The following is a 23,354-nucleotide window of genomic DNA, read 5'->3' as shown; positions in this document are numbered from 1 at the left end:
AACAAATTTCTCTCCCAGAAAGTCTATCCCCTGCTTCTAATCGCATGAGCTATGAGCTGGCACCTGCCTGCGCAACCGAAGATCCGCTTCTCCTCTGCGGCAGGATCGCGCCGGGATCCTCCATGATCTCCGACGCTCGTCTGCATGCGTTTACCGTTCTTTTGCTACAAGCCAGCTGTCTATCGGCTCGCCTGATTTATCTGTATCAATCACAAAACTACCGTTCGTATAACGATCTCCTGCCCTCATCGTAGATGGATCGACGGTATAGAACTGGTCTTTTTCCGTTCGGACATGAATGATCGTGTTCTGCAAAGTAAGGTGGACGGACGTGATCCGGTGAGGCGCTTTTTTTAATTCCTTCAGTGTGCGTACACCACGGCCTGCACGGCTCTGTCGCTCAAAAATAGATGTTTTCATTTTTTTCGCCGCCCCGCGGTGGGTCAGCAGGAGCACATCCCGCTCTCCGGTGAAACACATGGCTGCTGCTGTTTCGTCTCCATCTTTCAGGCTGACTGCCTTCATCCCTGTGGTACGCTGGCCTGTCTGGGCTGCCTCAGTCTCATGAAACCGGAGCCCGTAGCCTTGCTTTGTAAATACGAGCACGTCTGCACTGCCGTTCGTTCTGCATACGGCGGTTACTTCATCCCCTGCTTTTACTTTCACTGCCATCAGCGACCGCGAGTATCGCTGTGCATGGTAGTCGACGAGCGGTGTCCGCTTGATCATACCATGCTTCGTAAAGAAGACGAGCATATCGTCTTTTACATTGTCAAAGGACGTTACGTGTTCCGAGCTGATTATTTCATCATCCTGCTGCAGCTGAATGAAATTACCGATATGCTGGCCGGTTTCTTTCCACTTCAGCTCCGGCAGTTCGTGTACTGGAAGAAAGAGGTAGTATCCTTTTTTCGTAAACAGCAGCAGTGTATCTGTCGTATTGACTTCCTGATTCACAAGCAGCCGGTCGCTGTTTTTCATCGTTGGAAGTTCATCCTGCGAAGCCCCGTAGCTGCGCATGCTGGAACGTTTAGCATATCCTTCTTTCGTAATGGAGACCCGAACGTCTTCAGACGGCACGACGACTTCAAGATCGATTTTAATTTCTTCGATCTCTTCTTCCACCATGGTGCGTCGCTCTTCGCGGAGCTGTTTTTTTACACCGCGGAGCTCTTTCTTCATCACCTGGGCCTGTTTTTTTTCTGAAGCGAGCAGCGCTTTCCACTCAGTAATATTGTCTGCAAGCTCCTGCGCTTCTTTTTCCAGCGTGGTCACATCCGTATTCGTCAGACGGTACAGTTGGAGGGTCACGATTGCTTCCGACTGCTCCGGAGTGAAGGAGAAGGTCTGCTCCAGCTGATGCTTGGCATCACTTTTGTCAGACGCACCACGGATCACGGCAATGACCTCATCGAGGATGGATAGTGCATAGATGAGTCCCTCTACAATGTGAGCCCGTTTTTCTGCCTGGCTGAGATCATATTCCGTTCTCCGCAGCAGCACTTCACGCTGATGTTTGACATAGGCGTTCAGCAGTTGTTTCAAATTCATCAGTTTCGGCGTCTTGTCCGCGATCGCAACCATATTGAAGTTGAACGTCGTCTGCAGATCCGTATGCTTATATAAGTAATTCAGAACCCCGCGCGCATCCGCTTCTTTCTTCAGCTCGACGACAATCTGCATTCCTGTGCGGTCTGTTTCATCACGGACTTCAGCAATACCATCGACTTTCTTATCAATACGGAGCTCATCCATCTTCTTCACTAGATTCGCCTTATTCACTTCAAATGGAATTTCATTGATGACAAGCTGCTCCCGGCCTCCGCGGACAGAAGCTACTTCAGCCCGCCCCCGGACGACGACTTTTCCCCGTCCGGTTTCATATGCCTGACGGATGCCTTCAACCCCTTGAATAATCCCCCCGGTAGGAAAATCAGGACCCTGAATGTGCTTCATCAGATCATCGATCCCTGCATTCGGGTGGTCAATGACATGCACCGCTGCATCAATCACTTCACCGGGATGATGCGGAGGAATATCAGTAGCATACCCGCTGGAGATTCCTGTCGAACCATTCACGAGCAGATTCGGAAAGGCTGCCGGCAGAACAACGGGTTCATGCTGGGAATCATCGAAGTTCGGCATAAAATCAACCGTATCTCTGCCGATATTCTCCAGCATAATCTCCGCGAGCGGGGCGAGTCTTGCCTCTGTGTACCGCATGGCGGCCGGTGGATCTCCGTCGACAGAGCCGTTATTCCCGTGCATTTCCACGAGCGGTCTTCTCATTTTCCAGTCCTGGCTTTGACGGATCATCGCTTCATATACTGACGAATCACCGTGGGGATGATAATTCCCGATCACATTACCGACGGTTTTTGCCGACTTTCTGAACGGTTTATCCGATGTGTTTCTATCTTGATGCATCGCATACAGAATACGACGCTGCACCGGTTTGAGGCCGTCCCGTGCGTCCGGCAGAGCCCGGTCCTGAATGATGTATTTACTGTACCGGCCGAAGCGGTCTCCAAGCACCTCTTCCAGCGGCATATCCAAATAACGTTCTTTCTGAGCCAAAGCTTACTCCTCCTCTGTTACGTGCAGGCTGTCGTTTTCCATGATGTTGGTTTCTTCATTGAGACCGAACGCTACGTTATGTTCAATCCACTTCCGGCGCGGCTCCACTTTATCGCCCATAAGGGTAGACACGTGTCTTTCTGCACGGGCAAGGTCATCCATGGTAATACGGACCAGTGTTCGTGTTTCCGGATCCATTGTAGTCTCCCAGAGCTGCGAGGCATCCATCTCACCGAGACCTTTATAACGCTGGACGGTATAGCCTCTGCCGATCTTTTTTACAGCATCCTGCAGGCCGTCTTCGTTCCAGGCGTACTCAGCCTTTTCTTTCTTGCCGCTGCCCCGGCTCACTTTATACAGTGGGGGCAGCGCGATAAATACACGGCCGGATTCAACGAGGGGCCGCATATACCGGTAGAAGAACGTCAGCAGCAGCACCTGTATATGAGCGCCGTCTGTATCTGCGTCGGTCATGATGATGATTTTATCGTAATTCAAGGAATCAAGATCAAAATCCGCTCCGACATCTGCTCCGAGGGCATAAATAATCGTCCGGATTTCTTCGTTCTTCATAATGTCAGCAAGCTTCGCCTTTTCGGTGTTGATGACTTTCCCGCGGAGCGGCAGCACAGCCTGGAACCGACGATCCCTTCCTTGTTTGGCTGAGCCGCCGGCGGAGTCGCCCTCGACGAGGTACAGCTCATTTTTTTCCGCATTTTTGGACTGTGCCGGCGTCAGTTTCCCGGAGAGCATTGCATCTTTCCGCTTGTTTTTCTTTCCGCTCCGGGCTTCATCGCGTGCTTTCCGCGCTGCTTCCCGTGCCTGTGAAGCTTTAATGGCCTTTCTGATCAGCTGGTTGCTGAATTCGGCGTTCTCTTCCAGATAATACGTGATTTTTTCCGTAATGATCTGATCGACAGCTGCGCGTGCTGCAGGCGTACCGAGCTTGCTTTTCGTCTGCCCTTCAAACTGCAGAATTTCTTCCGGTACCCGGACCGAGAGAACGCCGGTGAACCCTTCCCGAATGTCACTTCCATCCAGATTTTTATCTTTTTCTTTCAGCAGCTGCAGCTTCCTTGCGTGTTCATTAACCGAACGGGTCACTGCTGTTTTCGCGCCGAGCTCGTGGGTACCTCCGTCTTTCGTACGGACGTTGTTGACAAAGGATAAAATGTTTTCCGTATAGCCGTCGTTGAACTGAAAAGCAAAGTCCACTTCGATGCCTTCGTTCTGTCCTTCCATCGACACGACTGGGTGAAGCGTTTCTTTATCTGCGTTTAAGTAAGCGGTGAAGGCTTCCAATCCCGTATGAAAGCGGAAGGATTCCCCTGCTCTGTTCCGTTCGTCGACCAGTGTCAGTTTCGCTCCTTTTAGGAGAAAAGCCGCCTCGCGCAGACGTTCCGCTACCGTATCGTAATGAAAACTTGTCGTCTGAAAAATCGATGCATCGGGCATGAAATGCAGGGATGTTCCTGTCTTCTTCGAGCTTCCCTTTTCTTCAAGCGTGGTGACGGGACGCCCCCCGTCAGCAAATTTCTGTTCGTACTTTTTTCCTCCGCGGTGGATCGTCACGGTCAGAGAAGAGGAGAGCGCATTCACAACCGAGGCACCGACTCCGTGCAGGCCGCCACTCGTCTTATAACCACCCTGCCCGAATTTACCTCCGGCGTGCAGTACCGTCAAAATTACTTCCGGGGTTGGTTTTCCTGTGGCATGCATACCGGTTGGATAGCCGCGCCCGTTATCCGTTACCGTGACACTGCTGTCTTTATGGAGGGTGACCGTAATGTGATCTCCATACCCTGCGAGTATTTCATCGACAGAGTTATCAACTATTTCGAATATTAAATGGTGCAGCCCGCGGTGGTCTGTACTTCCGATATACATCCCCGGCCGTTTCCGGACCGCCTCCAGTCCTTCCAGTACTTGAATGGCATCATCATTGTATTGAAATGCTTCGTTTTTCATTCATGGTGCTCCTTTCGAACATCGCTGTGAGCATTTACTCTAACACACAATGTATTCATCTTCACGAACTTCTTTGGTCCTTCTCTATTATTACCGGAAAGATGGTGGCTTTGTCAAACGTATGTACGCATTTTCTTTTTACAGGCCGTGCTCTGCCCTCCTGTGTTCTCCGGATGCAATCGGTTTCCCTCCCGGCATACCTCGGGATCGCGACTCCCGACCGCCGGCTTCCTGCTTTGAAAAACGGTCTGCAGCTGGTTGAAGGAGCCCCGTGCCCCGCTGTACGGAGAAAATCGCGCCGGAAGAAAGCCGCTTCCGGCGCGAAATCCAGACCCGATATCCGGTTCTTTCGTCGCTGCTGACGGACGTCACTTTCAGTGATCAACGAGCGTCCGTGCCTTTCTTTTGCTTCCGTCCTGCTTCTCGCAGGTCCCTGCTTTGAGGACGAAATGATGGGAGCGGAGCTGCCTGAAGATGGGAACACTTCCGGCAGGAAGCATTTACTTCTTTTTCCCTATCAGGCGGGCATGCTCTACTTTGATACAGTAATCCATCACGACCTGCTTTCCTTCTCGTTCCAGCTTTTCTGCTGCGGTCAGGTCCCGGATGCCGAGCTGCGTCCAAAAAACCGGAATATCGGTCTGCAGACATTCTTCCGCCAGTCCGGCAACGTGACGGGACTGCCGGAATACGTTGACGATATCAACAGGTTCGTTCACATCACCGATACTTGCAGCCGCTTTTATTCCGAAAACTTCTTCAATATTCGGATTCACCGGCGTCACCTTGTATCCTGAGGCGATCAGCGCCTCGGCAATCTGATAGGACGTTCGGTGAGGTTTATCAGAACAGCCGACTACCGCAATATGGACAGCCTCTTCAAGCACCTTTTTTCGTTCCTGTTCCGTAAGCATCATCACGCCTCCTATTTCACAATCATAACTGGACATTCCGCCCGCTTGGCAACTTTGTGGCTGACACTTCCGAGCACCATCTGCTGAAACTGGTTCAATCCCCGGCTGCCGATCACCACCAGATCCACCTTCTCATCGTTTGCCTCCCGGACGATCGTCGGGCCGGGCTCCCCGAAAACGTGCTTGACTTCGTAAGTGACTCCGGATTGCTCCACTGCTTCTACTACCGGCTTCACCCTCTCCCGCCGGTGCTCTGGGATGTCTCTGGGACGCATCGCTTCATCCATCACATCGGTTCTTGTCGGCAGATCATCGACGACATGAATGATAGTGATCCGGCAGCCCGGTGTTTTCTCTGCTATATAAACTGCTTTTTCACAGGCGCGCAGGGCGTGCTGAGAGCCGTCTGCTGCCAGAAGGATATGTTGGAACATGAAGACCGCCTCCTTTAGATTTCTCTTCTCTTTATACTATTCGTCTGATGAGGTCAATAATCCTGCTTCCCGCAAATATTCTTCTGCTACGTCTGAAGCAGCTTCATCATCCACATCGACCGCATAGTTCATATCAATCATGTCCTCTTCGGTGATACGGCCGCCGAGTTGATTTAACACGTCTTCAATCTCGGGATGGTCGTCGAGAACGTCAGCTCGAAAAAGCGGCGCTCCGTTGAACGGCGGGAAGACATTTTCCGTATCTTCCATCACAGCGAGGTTGTATTCCCTCATGTAGCTGTCCGTCGAATACGCATCAATCACCTGAACATCTTCTGAGACGAGCGCACCGGAGCGGAGTCCGGCGTCCATCGTCTGTACATCATCAAATGCCAGATTATAGGTTTCCTGAATGGCCGGATAGCCGTCATTACGGTCATAAAATTCAAATGTGAACGCCGCTGTAATGTCGTCTTCATAGGCAGTCAGGTCCCCGATCGTTTCGGCTCCTGTTTCCTCCTGAAAGGCTTCCGTTACAGCAAGTGCGTACGTATTCTGATAATCCATGGCTTCGAGAAAAACGAGGTCGTACGTCCGCAGCATACCTTCGCGGGCCTGTTCAAACGCTTCATCCTCATCATTGCTGACAGGTTCTTCACCGAGCAGTTCGGTAATGGCAGTTCCTGTAAACTCAAGGTAGCCGTCCAGGTCTCCATTCTGCAGCGCCTGGAAGACGATGTCTGTTGTACCGAGCTGCGCTTCCAGCTCCACCTGAATATCCGTTTGATCTTCGATTAAGTGCTGATACATGGAAATGATGATTTCAGGTTCTGCACCGAGTTTGCCGCCAATGATAATCTCTTCTGTCTCTTCTTCCGGCATCGCCTGCTGGACGCCGTAGGGCAGCGTGACAATCAACAGGGCGGCAGTAATCACGAAGATCATCGGCTTTAAAGAGGAGCCTGTCGTCTTCTTCTCCGCGGCTCTCAGTATACCGTCAATCAATAACGCCAGGAGTGCCGCGGGTATCGCGCCGAGAAGAATATAATAATTATTGCTGCGGTTAAGTCCGGTCATGATCAAATCGCCGAGTCCGCCGGCGCCGACAAGGGCTGCCAGCGTCGCTGTACCTACGATCAGCACCATCGCTGTCCGAATACCGGCCATAATCGTCGGCATGGCAAGCGGAACCTGAATCCGCCACAAGGTCCTGGCGCGGCTCATCCCCATCGCCTCTGCCGCTTCTACAAGCGCCCGATCGACCCCTTTGATTCCTGTATACGTGTTGCGCAGGATCGGCATGAGAGCATAAGCGCTCAATGCGATGATCGCAGGGAGCGTTCCGATGCCGACGAAAGGAATGAGGAATCCGAGCAGTGCGAGACTCGGTATCGTCTGCAGAACGGCCGTAGAACCGATCACCGGTTCGGCACCTTTTTGTCTGACGGCGAGAAACACACCGAGCGGAACCGCGATAAACACGGCGATCAATAAAGATACGACCGACATCTCTACGTGCTGCCAGAATGCTTCCATCAGAAGATTGGACTGGTTTGATGCAAGCTGAAAAAATTCACGAAGAACGTCCATCACCAGCCTCCTTCCCGCGCTGTACGTCATAAACGTAGTCGAGAATCATCGTATCGGTCACGAGATACGTTTTTCCTCCTGCATGCACCGGCAGTTCCTGTACTTGTTTACTGCGCAGCATGCTGTAGACGTCCTCGAGACTTGTTTCGGCTGAGGCAGCAGTGCCGGAGGTATCCCCGGAGATGTTCATGGTTGTTTCTTCCATAGGAAGAACCGCTGCCTGCCGCTGCCAGACACTCTGCCTTTCTCCGATAAACGAGCGGACAAAGTCATCAGCAGGGGCTGCGGTTACCCGCTCCGGCGTATCGAGCTGCACGAGTCTTCCTTCCTTCATCACGGCAATGCGGTCACCGAGTTTTAATGCTTCGTCCATGTCATGAGTCACAAAGACGATCGTTTTCTGAATCGTCCGCTGCAGTTCTTTCATTTCATCCTGAAGCTGGCTCCGGCTGATCGGATCCAGTGCGCTGAAAGGCTCATCCATCAGCAGAATATCCGGATCCGCTGCCAGGGCTCTCGCAACGCCGATGCGCTGCTGCTGCCCCCCGGAAAGCTCTGCAGGAAGCCTAGAGCGGTACGTACCCGGGTCCAGTCCGATCAGCTCCAACAGCTCATCTGTCCGGCCGCTGACCGCAGAGGCAGACCAGCCGCACATCTCCGGCACAACTGCGATATTTTCTTCTACTGTCATATGGGGAAACAGAGCGATCTGCTGCAGGACATAGCCGGTGTTCCATCGTAACTGCTGCAGCGGCAGTTCTTTAATGTTTTTATCATCGATCAGAATCGAACCGCTGTCCGGTTCTATGAGCCGGTTCATCATTTTCATGGTCGTTGTTTTCCCGCAGCCGCTGGGACCGATCAGGACGAACAATTCCCCCGCATGAACCTGGAACGAAATCCCGTCCACCGCCGCAGCACCTGAGAACGTTTTCGTCACGTCGTTGAATTCAATCATCGATCCAGCTCATAGACTTCCGTGTATTTTTCGGTCAAATGGCGGATCAGCGGTGCAGCATCAAGATCGCTGCCGGTAACCGCATGTAGCAGCTCGAGTGGTTTCCGGCTGCTTCCGTGCTGATGAATACGATCGGTGAGCCATTTTTTAATTTCCTGAAGCTCTCCGGCACGCAGCTGGTCTTCAAAAAGCGGTTGATCCTGACGCATGACCTCATAGAGCTGAGCGGCATAAATGTAACCGAGGGCGTAGGAAGGGAAATAGCCGAACATACCTGCCGGCCAGTGAACATCCTGGAGTACTCCTTCTCCATCGTGCTGCGGCCTGACGCCGAGCAGTTCTTCCATTTTGTCGTTCCACGCTTCCGGCAGCTGCTTTACTTCCAGCTCTTCGTTGATAAGTGCTTTTTCCAGTTCGTATCGAACGATGATATGCAGACAGTACGTCAGCTCATCCGCCTCTATACGGATCAGTGATGGTTCCACTTTGTTCACCGCCCTGTAGTAGCGCTCTACTTCCACCTCTTTCATGGATGGAATGTACTGGGCAAGAACCGGTAGATGTGCTTCCCAGAAAGCCCGCTGTCTCCCGACAAAATTTTCCCAGAACAGAGACTGCGACTCGTGAATACCCATAGAGGCTCCTCCTGCGAGTGGAGTTCCGTCGTACGCTTCATCAATATTCTGTTCGTACAGTGCGTGCCCGCCTTCATGAATCGTTCCAAACACGGCGGTGCGGAAATCATCCTCGTCGTACTTTGTCGTGATTCTGACATCCCTCCGGTTAAGCCCCGCAGCGAATGGATGGACGGTGGTATCGAGGCGTCCAGCCTCAAAGTCATACCCCATCGACTGAAGAACATCCCGGCTGAACGCTTCCTGTTTCGCCGCCGGCACGTGCTGGAACAAAAACGCATCTTCCGGCTGTTCCTTCTCGTGTATGTCTTGGACAAGCGGCACCAGTGCCTCCCGCAGCTGTTTGAACACAGCATCGACTTTGGTCGTCGTCAGGCCTGGTTCAAAATCATCCAGCAGAGCATCGTAAGGATTCTCGTCATATCCTTTCCATGCTGTATACTTCCGCTGGTAGGCTACGATTTTTTCAAGGTACGGCGCAAAGCTGTCGAAGTCCGCTTCCTCTTTGGCAGCTTCCCAGGCGGACTCGGCTTCAGAAGTCAGCGTCACAAACGCCTTGTATTCGTCTTCCGGAATGTTTTTGTATTTGTTCCACGTACGTGCGCTCTGCTCCACTGCCCGTTTTGTCTTCTCATCCAGCCCTTCAGCAGCTGAAAGGTTGTCTATGTACCCCTTCATCTCCTCGGAAGTGGACATCCGGAAGACGTCGGAAGCAAGGGTGCCGACAGCACTGCTTCGCCGCGGTATGCCTTTTTTCGGTGCTCCCGTCCGCATGTCCCATCCCATCAGCATCAGTGCTTCCTCATAATGAGCCATTTTTTCTGTCAGTGCATAGTAATCCGCTATTGTTTGTTCCATCCTCTCAGTCCTTCCTGAATAGATTTCTCCTTCATTATACGGAAAACGCTGTCAAATTTCACTATCCGGGCTCATCTGATATACTTCAAAAAGGAGGTGCCTGAATGGAATTCAACATGACAGAAAAAGCTGCCTCGTTTTATGCAGCGGAGATACCGCAGGCGGCACGAACCGGTTTATGGCTGTATGTCCGGGTCGGCGGCATCGGATCCGGTGGTTTTTCTGCCGGTCTGCTGCCAGGCGTGCCAGATACAGCCTACTATGTAAAAAAAGCACCCGGACTCGATTTATATATCACCGAGGCGGATGCGTGGTATTTTGACGGCATGACGGTCGACTTTGACGAAGACATCGGCGATATCGTCTTCCGGCACGATGCCATCAGCGATCCTTCGTATCCGGACCGGGATCTTTCGTGATCTTTTCGTAGACCGCATACAGGAAGAAGGGAACAAAAGCTCAAAGCGCCTTTTGGTCGGAATGGCGTGCGGAAGCGCTGCAAGCTTTTTGAGGGAAGAAAACACGTTCTTTGTTTCTTCCCGAGCAGCGCATGGAGCCGCCGTCACACTGTATGAAAACTTATACATTCCTATCCATCAAGAAAACGCCGTCGACAGTAAATACCGACGGCGTTTTTGCCATTTCCGGATTGGCGGTTCCCGGCCCGCTGTCCTTCGATACAGCCCAGGTTCAGGCAGCAGAGATCTAGCCGCCTACACGGTGCATTTCCAGCTTTCTGCGCGGCTTCGTTGCCGAGAGACGTTCCTCAGAATAGCGGTCATTTCTTGCTCCCCAGAGTTCTTCAAGTTTCTTCTTCAGTCCCTGGTCACCTGCTTCTCCCCGCAGTACGGAACGAAGGTCAGTGCCTTTCGAAGCAAACAGACAGGTCAGCAGCTGCCCATCAGCAGTCAGCCGGGCTCTGTTACAGGAACGGCAGAAAGCGTCTGTTACTGAGGAAATGACGCCGACTTCGCCGCCTTCGTCCCGGTAGGCAAACCGCTCAGCTGTTTCACCTGCGTGAGCCGGAGGCAGGGGATCAACGGGAAGCTTTTCTTCTATAAGACGGATCAGTTCTTTTTTGGTTACGACGTGATCCAGCTTCCAGCCGTTTGCGTTGCCGACATCCATATATTCAATATAGCGTAGCGTCACGCCTGTTCCATGGAAGTGTTCTGCCATAGGAACGATGTCTTCTTCGTTCATGCCGCGTTTGACCACCATGTTCACTTTCACACCGAGTCCAGCCTGTTTTGCTGCTTCGATCCCGTCGAGTACATGCTTGACGCGCATCGTTCTGCCGGTGATTTCCTGAAAGCGCTCGTCGTCCAGCGAGTCCAGACTGACGGCTACCCGGTTCAGACCTGCTTCTTTCAGGGCCTGGGCGTGCTTAGGCAGCAGAATACCGTTTGTTGTCATCGCAGTATCTTCAATCCCGTCGATCGCTGTCAAACGGCTGATCAGCTCCGGCAGGTTTTTCCTGAGCAGCGGTTCGCCGCCGGTGATACGCAGCTTTCTTACACTGCCGACAGCGGCTGACGCTCTCGCTACAGTTTCAATTTCGTCAAAGCTAAGCAGTTCCTGTTTTTCCAGAAAGGGAAAATTGTCATCGAATATTTCTTTCGGCATGCAGTAGCGGCAGCGCAGATTACACTGGTCGGTGACGGAGATCCGCAGGTCACGGAATGGTCGTCCGAGCTGGTCTGTCAGCATTATGTGCCCCTTTCTATTTACTATCCATTCTGACGCGGCATCCGCTCACCCCAGAATTGATAAAATTGCGTTTTCATATTGCCATTGTACAGCTTCCGGCGCTTTGTTGCACTTTTTCCATACAACAGCTCAAATTTCTCGTGGGAGGTCAGAATATACGTGCTCCAGTGCGGATAGTGCTTCATTTTCTCCCCGAGACTGCGATAAAGTTCTTCCACTTCTTCTTTCTCGTTCATCCTCTCCCCATAAGGTGGATTGCCGATCAGCACTCCGCGCGGAGACGAGGAGGAGAAGTCGAGCGCGTGCATCTGCTTGATATAAATCTGGTCGGGAAATCCAGCCTCCATCGCGTTATGTCTCGTCAGCTCCACCATTTTATGATCGATATCCGATGCAGTGATGTCAAACGCAGCATCATAATCGGCAAGATCTTCTGCTTCGACCAGCGCTTGTTTATGCGCTTGATTGGTAAACCATTCCCATCCTTCAAAAGCGAACGATCGGTTGACTCCCGGCGCTATGTTCTGTGCTATCATCGCCGCTTCGATAGGAATGGTACCAGACCCGCAGAAAGGATCGTGAAGCGGCATGTCCGGCTTCCAGTTGGCGAGAGAGAGCATCGCAGCCGCCAGCGTCTCTTTGAGCGGAGCAATGTTCTGCATCGTCCGGTATCCTCGTTTATGAAGTGCCTCCCCGGAAGTGTCGAGCGTGATTTCCGCATGATCTTTATGAAGGGCAATCTCCAGCCGGTATTCTGCGCCGGTTTCTTCAAACCAGCTGACCGGATACTGCTGCTTCATTTTTTCCACTACGGCTTTTTTGACGATCGCCTGACAGTCGGATATACTGAAAAGCTTGGATTTCACGGAACGCCCGAGGACGGGAAAGGCAGCGTCTTTTGGAAGCCAGTCCCCCCATGGAAGAGCCTTTGTGTTCTCAAAAAGTTCGTCGAAGGTAAAGGCATCAAACTCACCTACGAGGATCTTTACCCTGGCCGCGGTACGCAGCCAGAGGTTGGCTCTGGCTATACCGAATTCATCTGCCTGAAACCGGACTCTCCCATTCTCCACTTCTATGTTTTCAAACCCTAGTGCTTTAATCTCTTTTGCCACAACGGATTCAAGCCCCATTGTCGCAGTCGCAAATACTGTATATGCTGCCATTTCATCACCCTCTGCCATTAATTCCTGATAAGAAAAAAACCTCACGACATCCATCGTGAGGCAGTCATTACGCAGGACGCCATCTGTGCTCTGTAAGCCATGTTCTGTACTTTGTACTGCAGACGGGAGTCACCCTCGTACTAAAGTGGTAATCATCTGTCTGCGGCTTCATGCCGCCTTCTGCTTCGTTGGATTCCTCAGCAGAAGTGCCCCTACCAAATTTTGGGTTTCTCGCTCGCGGGGTTTACCTCGTTCCACCTCATCCGTTTCCGGATGAGCTACGTCACTGTGGCACTTTCAAGAGGCGTCTGCCATATTCATCAACGTGAACACAGGCATTACCTCTGCCGTCAGCCCTAATACAGGGCTGCCCCGGCTTATCGTTTCGCCGGGCGCGGACACTACAGCCGTTGCAGGCTGTGCGAGCATGGACTTTCCTCTATGTGCCTGAAACAGGCACACAGCGATTACCCGAGCACAAATGGAGTTGTAAACAACATAGTTCATCCTATCACAGAAGATGTCTGGAAATCAATCTCCTTCTGCAACGGACGTCCGTACCGCTCTCTTTGCGAGACTGTCGGCCTCACCATTCTGCTTCGAGGGAATCCATTTCAGGAAGACGTGATCGAATCCCTCTTCCATTTCCGCCAGGATCCGCGACAGAAGCGGACGAACACGGTCATTGGACGTATAGTTTTTTTCTACCGCATCGACGAGTGCCTTGGAATCTGATCGGAGGGAGACAATAGGAAAGCCGAGATCCCGGCAGATGCCGAGGGCTTTAATACAGGCCCAGAATTCCGCCTCATGACTCGTCATCGGCGGAAGGGGAAGGCTGTGCTGCCAGTGCGATCCACCCTGTTTGACGTAGACTCCGCATCCGGCACTTCCCGGATTTCCTGTTGTGGCCCCGTCAATATACACTTCTGCTATCATGAATCATGAAGCCTGCTTCCAAAAACATGTTTTTCCAGGTTGGAGAGGCGCCGCAGAATGTCATAATTTGTACTGCCGGTCTGCTGCGGTTTGGGCGCGCGGGGCGGTTCCTCCGCAGGTGTGCTCTGCTTCTGGGAAAGCTTTTCTTCCAGCTCCTTGATGCGGGCTTCGTAAGCTTCATAATCTTTAATGATGTCATCGAGAAACTGATCGACTTCTTCCTGGTTGTACCCTCTCATGCTTGTTTTGAATTCTTTTTCATAAATATCCGTTTTCGACAGCTTCGGGATGCGCTGTTCCATATGCTCTCACCTCGCGTTTATTCTATTTTTTCATTGTCTCAGCAGAATGTCAATTCCAGTCATCCATCCTGCTCCGGATGGAATCCTCGATGTCTTCCGGGGTCATATAAATAATAGGATAATCGCTCCGCCGCTCTGCAGCCTGCTGATAAAAACGCGGCGTTCCTTCCTGCTCTTCGTCATACAAGAGCAGCATCGCATCCGTTTTTGTCACGAGAAACTCATTCTTCTGCCGGAGCTGCTGCGGCGAATCATATGGACGTCTCGTAATATAATCCATATAGTCCGCCTCCGAGGTGACATGTTCATATAACGCCTTCACCGCTTCCGGGAAACGTTCCTCCTGTTCAAAGAACGGAGCGAGAACCGCAAGCTGGACCGGCCATCCTTCTTGCCTGAGCTGGACGGTCTGCTCACCAGCCCAGAGCTCAACCCCTGCCTGGCCGCTGATAACGATCCATTCTACCGCGTACGCTTCAATCTGGGCCAAAATCTTCTCTTTAAGTGCTTCTTTTACAAAAGGAAGCTGATCATGTTTTTCCTGAAAAACACCGAGTTCATGAGGTTTATAACCGGAAACCAGCAGGGATCGGTACATAGCTCCTCCTTCTCTATATCAACTCATCATCTATTCATCGACTTCCACAAGAACCCTTCTTGTGTAGAAGGACCGCCCCGGCATGCGGAGGCGGTCCCTGTCCCAGCGCTGCAGTACCGGGGTATTTCCGTATTTACTGCATCAGCAGAACCGTACTGAAAATCACGGTAAAAAACAGCGCTACAAAAAGCTTTGGCATCTTTCTCTCCCCTTATCACGAGTTTTCCACTTCAAATCATAGCTTACTCCTGCCGCTTTTGCAATCCGGCAGGAGCCGAAAAGAGAAAGGAATCCTGATCATCCCTATTCTCCCCAACGTATCGAAAAACAGCGAACGCAGCCTCGGCATCCTCCAGCGCATGATGAGGACGCTGCTGGGTAAAGCCGGCAGCAGAAGAGGCTTTCTGGAGCCGGGCGTCTGCATCCGGAAAATCATGCTGATATATTCCCTGGATGTCGAGACACGGCTTGTGCCAGAGCGGCAGATCCCATCTTTTCAAGAGATGCTGCAGAAAAGCATGATCGAAGGAGGCTGGATACGCAGCAGGCAGACATCCCCTGCAGAAAACAGCAAAATCATACATTACTGCCGGAAACGACGGCGCCTCCTGCAGGTGCTCCTCTGTGATGCCGGTCAATTCTTCCACGACCGGCGGCACCGGGCAGGACGGGCGGACGAGCGAATAAAAACGGGAGCCGTCACTCCGGACAGCACCGATGGATATCATTTCATCTCCTGCCTGGGGATAGAAACCCGTCGTCTCCAGATCGTAGACGACAACCCCATCATCCGACGACGTTTCCTGCAGCAGGGGCAGCAGCGCCTCTTCCAACACAGGATCCTTCATCATTCGTTTATAGCGGGCAAAACGACGGAGGTCCACCAGGACATACTGAATCAGACGCATGTATATCGACATCAGAGCCCTCCGGCCCGGCGAAAGCTCAATTCGCTCATCTGCTGCATCCGTTTTGCTGTCCGCAGCGCCTCTTTCAGTTCACGTCTCTCTCCTTTGTTCATGTCGGCAGGCACAATCTCATTGTGCAGAGGAACCCCTTCCTCCAGCTGCCCGAGATGAAGATCGAGCCGCATCCGCATAAACGTATCGATCGATCGACGTATGCCTGCAGCGTCTCCGGGGTGGAAGACCCCTTTCTCTTCCAGCTCCGTCAGACGCTTCTCTGTCTCCGGTGCCTGAATCCCGTACTGGATAGCAAAAATCCGGATACCGTTGATAATCTGCATGAGCGCCTGCTTTTTGACGTCGAGCTTTCTTTTCTGCTTCCGGGAGGTACTCCACTGCCGCATCGGAACCCGGAAACGGATCGTATCTTTCATGAGCATCGCATGCAGGAGCCGTGCCTCTTTCAATCCTTGGGTAATACTGCTGCGGAGACGTTCCGCAAGCGTGAAATCGCCGTATACAGGCCTGTAATCAATGAAAATCGTAAAATCCCTCACATCCTGTGCATCGGCGCTCTGGATCCAGCCACGTACGGTCTGCTGCCATTCGTTCAGCTCGCGGCACCATTTCCTCTCTCTCGCCATGATGCCGCCGCTGCATTCCGGAAAGCCGGCCTTTCGCAGGCCTTCGTTGACTTTCGCAGCAAACCGGTGGAAAAACTGTTCCACTTCCCGATGGTTCGGCAGGTGCCGGTAAGGCTCCAGAATCAGGCCATTATCCTGATCTGTACTGAAGGCCTGCTCCCGGCGGCCCTGGCTTCCCATTACAATGAAACAAAAGGCGACAGGCGGAGCACCGTATCCTTCCCGGCGCATCGCCTGAAGAGCCAGTTCAATCATGCGGCGGTGCACCTGGTCGTTGCAGCCGGAAATAAAGGCGCAGATCTCTGAGGCGCGTATATCATCCTGCTGCAGTTCGCTCACAAACTGATGAAAAGACGATTCGTAAACAGGGGAATAACGAGCCAGCTCACGCATGGAACCGGCCCGCCGCCAGTTCCAGGAGAGCTGCAGGTACTCGGAGTCACGCAGAGACAGGAACGATTCCGCCCGCAGCATCCCGATCACCATACTCCCGCGCATGACGGGAACGACATCGATGTGCTGCCAGCGGAACAGCGGCAGCACGTGGTAGACGAAAGTATCTTCCTGGACCGCTTCCGGATACTGAAGCCATTGTTCCAGCGGGTCTCCTGCACCGCCCGCTAAAAAGGCGCGGAGCAGCTGGGTCTGTGTGACGACGCCGGGCATCGTCCTATCTGCGGTCTCCACGATGACACCGGGCCTTCCATCCAGCAGCAGCGCAGCAGCATCCTTCACCGACGCACGTCCGGAAAGAAATACAGCCGGTTCCATGATCGTATGCACCTTCGTCCGGAAAAGCGAAATGAAATCTTCCCCGCCGGTCTGCTGATCGACCCGGAGATCGTCGTATAACGACTTCATTCGATCTCCAATATCCTGCAGCACCGCTGTACGGAAGGATTCATGTTCCTGCATCCACGTTTTCAGCAGCTGCTTTGGTATTTTCAGCACCCGGCACGACTCGAGTGCCTGCACGGAAAAATTCATCCCGCCTTCTGACAGCAGCATCAAATGCCCGGCAAGATCACCGGGATAATAAAACCGGACGGAAATGTAGCGTCCATCTTCTCGATGCAGGACATTTTTCGCCATTCCTTCAAGAATGAAAAAGACGCTGTCCCCGTTCTCTTCTTCATACAGCAGATATTCACCTCTGCTGTAGACCAGCTCCTCTACGTCCACGGCTGCGTCTTCCCACGTTTCTCCGGGCAGCAGTGAAAAAGGATGCATCTGTCCTGCGGCAGTGATCATAACCCGAGCCCTCCTGTTTTTTTCTGCAGTCTGTCTGCGCGCTTTCTCAGTTTTGCCATCGTCCTGCTGTCCGGTGCAGCATCGAGCCCTCTCTGAACTGCCCGCAGCGCCCTCTCCGAATCTTTCTCCTCGTGCTCCAGCAGCTTTGCGAGTTCGTCCATCACCTCCGGCGAAGGTGAACGGTCCTGAAGACACGGAAGCAGCAGCGCGAGCGCTTCCTGCTTTTTCTTTCGTTTCTGCAGCATCATGGCATAGCGGAGACGGTATGACGATCGAGGGTCGGCTTCAAATGCCTGCCGCCAGTGATCCTCAGCATGCGCAGGAGAACCGGCCTTTTCCCACCAGTGGGCAGCCGCAGCATGATCGGCACTGCGCAGCGTATCCAGCTGCAGTACCTTTTCAGACAGAAGCACATAGAGCTCCATCAAGGTCCTCACATCCTGATCGTGGTGGTCGAAGATGCCTGTCAGTTCCTCTGTTTTTCCGGTCTCCATATAGTCAAAATAAAGAAGCGGGGCGAGGGCTCCCGGCGTATCATTCGTTCTCGGCTTCCGCAGGACATGCTCTTCGATCACTGCAAGTCTGCAGGAGGGCAGCTCGTGTTTCCAGAACCGCCTTGCTGCATGCAGAAGATCGATATGGCCGCTTTCCGGAAGCCTCGGCAGCTCTCTCCGGAGAAATTGATGCCTGGATTTCACCTGAGGCCAGTCAAAAGATTTGCCGTTGTAGGACACGATGACATCGCTTGCCTGAAAATCATCGAGAAACCCGCCGAGAAAAGGAGCTTCTTTTTCGGGTCCTTCCAGAAAGTGCTGCGTTACTTCCAGCCCGTCCCCGGTCAGCCGGGCATAGCCAATGAGGAAAATAAACGTGCCCGCCCCTGTCGAGAGCCCTGTTGTTTCGGTGTCGAAGAACATCAGCTGTTCGACAGCTTGTTCATGCTTAAGCGGATGATCCGGGGCTTCCTTCCAGTTCTCCACAACCCGCTCCATTCTCTCTCTGAACGCCCTGCTTACCTCATAGACTGTACGACGGCGGAGGGAAGGCGTTTCATCCAGGTAAAAAGGAACAAACCCATACTTCTCCAGCGGCGAGACATCCGGCAGGTTCTCCGGTGCCGGGGCTGGTGCAGGTTCTTCCTGTAAATGGGTTTTCATCCTGGCCAATTTCTTTTTCAAACTCACTTGGTCACCTTCCCTCCTGCAGCCTCAAGCAGGTAAATCGTCCAATCTTTTACTGCCAACTCCGCTTCAGCCATTCCTGTGCACGATGGACACCCATGGGAGCAGGGACATCCGGCAATATAGGAAGCAGCTTTCTGCAGCACGGTATCCGCGTCGTGATAAAGTCTATCTGCCAGGCCGATGCCTCCGGGATAACGATCGTATAAAAAGATCGTCGGAAGCTGATTGTGCGGGGCTTTCACTTCCGGTACCGAATGAAGGTCCGACCTGTCACACATAACATGGACGGAGGCGATATACTGCAGCACGTGGGAAGCTCCGAGCAGCACTTGTTCAATGTCGTCTTCGCCTAGTGATCCGAACAGCTCTTCTGTAAACTCCAGCATCAGCGCATTCGTATGCAGCTCCTGTTCCGGAAGATGAATCGGGCCGGAACCGACGTTCTCAAAACTTTCCAGCTTGATCTTCTTAAAGATCGTCGCCATGGCGCTGACCATCACATCGCCATATTGAACAGAAGCTTCAGCCATCTGCTTCTCTCTGTCGACTTCCAGCACCGAAAGCCGGACAGCCAGGTTCGCATCGGTGTAGTAATCGACTTCCACTTCGCGCACATATGCTTTTTTCTCTTCCCAGTCCAGTTCTTCCACTTGATGCTGCACCCCTTCGTGCAGATAGATCGCTTCCTCATGAAGCAGTGTCATGGCGCTGAAGGTATCCATTTCTCCAATCACCCTCGACTCCCCCGGAACAGACTGATCGATAATGACCACATTTTCCTGAGCCGCAGACCGGAGGCTGATATTGTGAGCTGGAAACGCATCATTCATCCAGTACCAGGTGCTGCTCCGTTCGTGAATCACTCTCGATTCGACAAGGTATTCCAGCAGTTCCTCTGTATCTTCTGCGGGAAGATCATCAAAACCGCTGCCGCGGGAGAACGGCAGTTCGTAGGCAGCACACTTCAAGTGGTCGGCTAAGATGATGAGGTTATCTTTATTGAGCCTTGCCGATTCCGGCGGGGCTTCAAAAAAATATTCAGGATGAGAGAAAACATACTGATCCAGCGGCGATGAACCTGCCACCATCACGACGAGCGATTCCTCCTGCCGTCGGCCGGCACGGCCGGCCTGCTGCCAGGAGGACGCGATTGAACCAGGGTAGCCGGTCATGACGCAAACTTGCAGCTGACCGATATCCACACCGAGCTCCAGGGCATTGGTACTGACCACCCCGATCGTCTCTCCGCTCCGGAGGCTTTGTTCAATATCCCGGCGCTGCTTCGGCAGATAGCCTCCCCGGTAGCCGCGGATGGATCGTTTCGTATACTCATCCTTGATCAGTTCCTGCAGATGGCTCAGGATGATTTCCACGCGGACCCTGCTCCTGGCAAAAACAATCGTCTGGATTTTCTCCTCCAGAAACGATGCCGCAAGCTCATTGACGACCTTCACCGGGCTCCGGCGGATATTCAATTCTTTATGCACAACAGGAGGGTTATAGAAGGCAAGATGCCGCCGTCCCCTCGGAGCACCATTATTGTCAATCAAAGTCATCTGCCGTCCGGTCAGCATGGCAGCGAGCTCCTGCGGATTGGCAATCGTTGCGGATGTACAGATAAAAGTTGGACTGCTGCCGTAATACGCACACAATCGCTTCAGCCGACGGATGACGTTGCCGACATGAGAACCGAAAACCCCCCGGTACGTATGCAGCTCGTCAATGACGATGTACTTCAAGTTTTCAAAAAGAGAAATCCATTTCGTGTGATGCGGCAGGATGGCGGAGTGAAGCATATCGGGATTGGTGATAACGATGTTACCTGCTTTCCGCACGAGCTGCCGTACGTTCGACGGGGTATCCCCATCATACGTAAAGCTCTTCACGTTCAGCTCCATATGATCAATCATGTCCGTCAGTTCAGAGAGCTGATCCTGGGACAGTGCTTTCGTTGGAAATAAGTACAGCGCCCGGGCGGAAGGATCCTCCGCAATTTCCTGCAGCACCGGCAGATTGTAGCAGAGCGTTTTGCCCGAAGCCGTCGGTGTGACAGCGGTGACATCTTCTCCTCTGCGGACGGCCTCAAATGTACTGAGCTGATGGGTATACAGCTCCGGAATTCCTTTTTTCCGCAGTGCTGCCGCCAGTCCTTGATGAAGATCATCCGGGAGAGGCACAGCGGCTGCCGGAACGGGAGGAATTTCATGCCAGTTTACGATATTTTCATCCTGCTTCAGTTCCTGTATACATTCGTTCAGCGTTTTTCTGCGGATCATGGTGTTCTCTTCCTTTCCCTCATAGCGGTTGATCAGACGTAGACGGCAGCTTCTTCTCTCTATCATACCAGAGGAAGAACGGACGTTCCATCTGTACTGACAGATACCGGGAAACAATTGACTGCAGCCTCGCTGACTTCTCTCGGATGAACAAGGGAATCGAACGAGAACCGCGAACCGGCAAGAAAACAAGGGTCTTCCTGCTTCCCGGGCAGCCGACACAGCCGCCGTTTTCCTGCTGTGACATGTTATCCTTTCCTACAAAGTAAAAAAGCCCCGCTGGAGGAAGCTGCACTTCCAGCGGGACCGTTTGAAGACAGGCAGCTGCCTGCCAGTGATTCTTTTTGGTTATTTCTTCCGTCCGTGCGTCAGATCAGCCGGCAGGGCTTTCATCTGCCAGCCCTTCTCTTGAAGCGCCGTTAACATCTCCGGCAGCAAAGCAGCTGTCTGACGGAGCTCATGAAGAAGAACGATATCTCCACCCCGCACGGTCGACAGGACATTATCAAGGACTTGATCGGCGGGACAGTTCCAGTCAAAGGAGGAGATACTCCACATAACGGTCTGCATATGCATGTCCCGCACACGCCTGAGCACCTCTTCATTATAGCGGCCGAACGGAGGCCGGAAAAGTGCCGGCGCTGTTCCTGTCACGTGATAAAACGACTGCCAGCCGTTCCGCATTTCTTTTTCTAGCCGCTGCGGACGCAGCCTGGACAGATCTTTATGAGAGTGGGCGTGAGATCCGATCTGATGCCCTTCATCAAGCAGCCGCTGCCACGGCCGCTCAGGGTGGAGCAGCCGTCCCTGCCAGAAAAACGAGGCAGCAGCTCCTTTCCGGGCCAGCGCATCCAGAATCGGATGAATCCAGCGCCCGGGTCCGTCGTCAAAGGTTAAATAAATCGTGTCATCTGTTCCACGGATGTTTGAAACAATCCGGGGGTCTTTGAAGTTGACCTCAACTTCATCTGTGACCACTCATGGTGTTCGCGGCAGCATAGCAAGCCTCCCTTTCAGGTGAGAAACCATTTTTTGACCGCTGTTTTCGCAGAATGGAGGACCTGAACGTCCAGCTCTTCCTTAAACGGCGCCAGTGTCCTCGCGTGCGCAGGTTTCAGTCCGATGAGCACCGGTTCAATCCCCATCTGTTTAAAAGACAGCAGGAGGTTCTTCATGCTCTCGGCGGCCCCGCGCTCAATATCTCCAACACCAGTGAAATCAACGAGCAGCCGATCCGGCTGCGCCCTGTAGGCCCGCTTGAACACGTTTCGTTCAATCGCTTCAAGTTTCGCCGATGTCAGATCGCCAAAAATAGGCACGAGGGCGAGATCCTCACTCAACTCAATGAATGGACCTGACAATTTGTTCGACCGGTACACGAGCGATGCCAATTCCTCTTTCCGCTCATAAAGTTCAAAATTCGTTTCATTCAACCGGCTCTGCAGAGCGTCCAGTGAATCCCTCACCTCATAGTAGGAGGAAGAAAGAGGAACGAACACGGCTGAACCGGCTTCTGCGAGCCAGGATGCATACAAAGAGCATAAAATCCGTTCTCCTTTGACCCCCACAACGTTGACTTCCTCGCCGCGGATAACGTCGCCTGTCATCAGGAGCCTGCGCAGTTTTCTGGAGCTGGCTTCATCGGCCAGCTCCATCATGGAAGCACAAACTGGAAACATTCTTGTTGCTTCCTCTGATTGTGCATGAATGTGAAGCTGTTTATCAAAACTAAATGATGGAAGTGGAACCAGATTTTCCATTGACTTCATCCCGCCTAATTTTCTCGTTATCAATAAACCAGCGCTGCAGCGCATTCAAATCTTCGATGAAGGTCGTGTCGAGCGAACCAATCGAAGAGAAATCATACTGGGAGACCAGCCTTCCTCCTATGAGTACCTGCGGGTCCTGGAGCCGGGCGCTGAAAGACTGTAAATAACCCGTCAATTCTTCAACGCGGTAGCTGAGGGAAAAAGACAGTCCGATCACCTGCGGATTCCACCGTTCTGCTTCTTCAAGTACTTCGCGGACGGGCAGATCCGATTGAAGGAAGCGTACGTTCCAGTTCCGCTCCCGGAACAGGATGGACACCATTTTCAGTCCGAGGTAATGGTGCTCATTTTCTACGGTAAAAAAGAACGCTTTCGGCGTGGCATCAATTGACTTCGACTGGCTCACAAGTTCATATTCCGTCTGTGACAGGACAAAATCGCACACTCCCGTAGCGAGATGTTCCTGTGCCACGGTGATATCTCCGTGCTGCCAGCGGAGGCCGATATCATACATAGCAGGAGTAATCAGGTCTCTGTAGACTTCCAGGCGGGAGGAGGAAGCACGCCATTTTTTGACAATGGCCAGGGCGTGTCCATGGTCTCCCTCGAGGAGTGTTTTAATGAACACTCTTGTACTAATATCCATTGAATGGTGTCCCCATTTCCGGGTAAAAGTTAT

Annotated in this window: 21 protein-coding genes and 1 other RNA gene; 2 read left to right on the top strand and 20 right to left on the bottom strand. The window is 52.6% G+C overall.

The genetic code is table 11. The features are described from left to right. Positions 1-150 precede the first annotated feature (150 nt). The 7 genes from parC to G477_RS0101235 form a co-directional block, all read right to left on the bottom strand. Complete coding sequence (gene parC, locus G477_RS0101275; RefSeq protein WP_026696388.1) at positions 151-2,577, bottom strand: DNA topoisomerase IV subunit A; 2,427 nt, start codon at positions 2,575-2,577, stop codon at positions 151-153. 3 nt (positions 2,578-2,580) lie between these two features. After that, positions 2,581-4,545, bottom strand: coding sequence for a DNA topoisomerase IV subunit B (parE, locus tag G477_RS0101270; RefSeq protein WP_026696387.1), 1,965 nt, complete (start codon positions 4,543-4,545; stop codon positions 2,581-2,583). Positions 4,546-5,045: 500 nt separating this feature from the next. Beyond that, positions 5,046-5,459 (bottom strand): CoA-binding protein, encoded by a 414-nt coding sequence (locus tag G477_RS0101255; protein ID WP_245575321.1) that lies wholly within the window; start codon positions 5,457-5,459, stop codon positions 5,046-5,048. 11 nt (positions 5,460-5,470) lie between these two features. Continuing rightward, entirely contained in the window at positions 5,471-5,893 is a 423-nt protein-coding gene (locus G477_RS0101250; RefSeq protein ID WP_026696384.1) for a universal stress protein, read from the bottom strand. 36 nt (positions 5,894-5,929) lie between these two features. Continuing rightward, a complete protein-coding gene (locus tag G477_RS0101245) occupies positions 5,930-7,483 on the bottom strand; it encodes an ABC transporter permease/substrate-binding protein (protein WP_035210815.1) in 1,554 nt (517 codons plus the stop codon). Beyond that, entirely contained in the window at positions 7,467-8,441 is a 975-nt protein-coding gene (locus G477_RS0101240) for an ABC transporter ATP-binding protein (RefSeq protein WP_026696382.1), read from the bottom strand. The genes G477_RS0101245 and G477_RS0101240 overlap by 17 nt, the downstream gene beginning before the upstream one ends. Continuing rightward, positions 8,438-9,934 carry a carboxypeptidase M32 gene (locus G477_RS0101235; protein WP_026696381.1) on the bottom strand — a complete coding sequence of 499 codons (1,497 nt, stop codon included), beginning with the start codon at positions 9,932-9,934 and terminating at the stop codon, positions 8,438-8,440. The genes G477_RS0101240 and G477_RS0101235 overlap by 4 nt, the downstream gene beginning before the upstream one ends. Before the next feature lie 104 nt (positions 9,935-10,038). On the opposite strand from G477_RS0101235, the gene G477_RS0101230 reads away from it, so the two are divergent. Continuing rightward, entirely contained in the window at positions 10,039-10,353 is a 315-nt protein-coding gene (locus G477_RS0101230) for an iron-sulfur cluster biosynthesis family protein (RefSeq protein ID WP_026696380.1), read from the top strand. A gap of 152 nt (positions 10,354-10,505) precedes the next feature. Beyond that, positions 10,506-10,643, top strand: coding sequence for a hypothetical protein (locus G477_RS18365; RefSeq protein ID WP_156897250.1), 138 nt, complete (start codon positions 10,506-10,508; stop codon positions 10,641-10,643). Here G477_RS18365 and moaA read toward each other — a convergent pair. The 13 genes from moaA to G477_RS18345 form a co-directional block, all read right to left on the bottom strand. Next, positions 10,640-11,644, bottom strand: a complete 1,005-nt coding sequence (gene moaA / locus G477_RS0101220; protein WP_035210811.1) for a GTP 3',8-cyclase MoaA — start codon at positions 11,642-11,644, stop codon at positions 10,640-10,642. The two genes, G477_RS18365 and moaA, sit on opposite strands and share 4 nt — an antisense overlap. 20 nt (positions 11,645-11,664) lie before the next feature. Beyond that, positions 11,665-12,807, bottom strand: a complete 1,143-nt coding sequence (locus G477_RS0101215; RefSeq protein WP_026696378.1) for a THUMP domain-containing class I SAM-dependent RNA methyltransferase — start codon at positions 12,805-12,807, stop codon at positions 11,665-11,667. Positions 12,808-12,895: 88 nt separating this feature from the next. Continuing rightward, positions 12,896-13,286: RNase P RNA component class B (gene rnpB, locus G477_RS20840), an RNA gene on the bottom strand. A 52-nt stretch (positions 13,287-13,338) separates the two neighbouring features. Further along, positions 13,339-13,746: a reverse transcriptase-like protein gene (locus G477_RS0101205; RefSeq protein WP_026696376.1), complete on the bottom strand. Its 408-nt coding sequence runs from the start codon at positions 13,744-13,746 to the stop codon at positions 13,339-13,341. Beyond that, entirely contained in the window at positions 13,743-14,048 is a 306-nt protein-coding gene (gpsB, locus tag G477_RS0101200) for a cell division regulator GpsB (RefSeq protein WP_026696375.1), read from the bottom strand. The genes G477_RS0101205 and gpsB overlap by 4 nt, the downstream gene beginning before the upstream one ends. A gap of 49 nt (positions 14,049-14,097) precedes the next feature. Further along, entirely contained in the window at positions 14,098-14,646 is a 549-nt protein-coding gene (locus G477_RS0101195) for an SLOG family protein (RefSeq protein WP_026696374.1), read from the bottom strand. A 242-nt stretch (positions 14,647-14,888) separates the two neighbouring features. Further along, positions 14,889-15,566: a 3'-5' exonuclease gene (locus G477_RS20380; RefSeq protein ID WP_051287585.1), complete on the bottom strand. Its 678-nt coding sequence runs from the start codon at positions 15,564-15,566 to the stop codon at positions 14,889-14,891. After that, the gene (locus tag G477_RS0101185; RefSeq protein ID WP_026696373.1) at positions 15,566-17,446 is read right to left on the bottom strand and encodes a DUF294 nucleotidyltransferase-like domain-containing protein; all 1,881 of its coding nucleotides are present in this window, start codon (positions 17,444-17,446) and stop codon (positions 15,566-15,568) included. The genes G477_RS20380 and G477_RS0101185 overlap by 1 nt, the downstream gene beginning before the upstream one ends. Beyond that, positions 17,443-18,603: a ribonuclease H-like domain-containing protein gene (locus tag G477_RS18355; protein WP_156897249.1), complete on the bottom strand. Its 1,161-nt coding sequence runs from the start codon at positions 18,601-18,603 to the stop codon at positions 17,443-17,445. Before G477_RS18355 ends, G477_RS0101185 begins: the two co-directional genes overlap by 4 nt. 23 nt (positions 18,604-18,626) lie before the next feature. Beyond that, positions 18,627-20,903 carry a DEAD/DEAH box helicase gene (locus tag G477_RS0101175; protein ID WP_026696372.1) on the bottom strand — a complete coding sequence of 759 codons (2,277 nt, stop codon included), beginning with the start codon at positions 20,901-20,903 and terminating at the stop codon, positions 18,627-18,629. Between the two features lie 351 nt (positions 20,904-21,254). Next, positions 21,255-21,884 (bottom strand): polysaccharide deacetylase family protein, encoded by a 630-nt coding sequence (locus tag G477_RS18350; protein ID WP_051287583.1) that lies wholly within the window; start codon positions 21,882-21,884, stop codon positions 21,255-21,257. Between the two features lie 35 nt (positions 21,885-21,919). Beyond that, on the bottom strand, positions 21,920-22,666 hold the full coding sequence (locus G477_RS0101165; RefSeq protein WP_156897248.1) for an STAS domain-containing protein: 747 nt from the start codon (positions 22,664-22,666) through the stop codon (positions 21,920-21,922). Then, a complete protein-coding gene (locus G477_RS18345; protein WP_051287582.1) occupies positions 22,635-23,321 on the bottom strand; it encodes a cobalamin B12-binding domain-containing protein in 687 nt (228 codons plus the stop codon). The genes G477_RS0101165 and G477_RS18345 overlap by 32 nt, the downstream gene beginning before the upstream one ends. Positions 23,322-23,354: the final 33 nt, after the last annotated feature.

Origin of the sequence: Alkalicoccus chagannorensis DSM 18086, from assembly GCF_000429725.1 — a bacterium.
Classification (GTDB): domain Bacteria; phylum Bacillota; class Bacilli; order Bacillales; family Salisediminibacteriaceae; genus Alkalicoccus; species Alkalicoccus chagannorensis.
The sequence above is the reverse complement of the archived record's forward strand: the minus strand, read 5'-3'. Positions and strand labels throughout refer to the sequence as shown.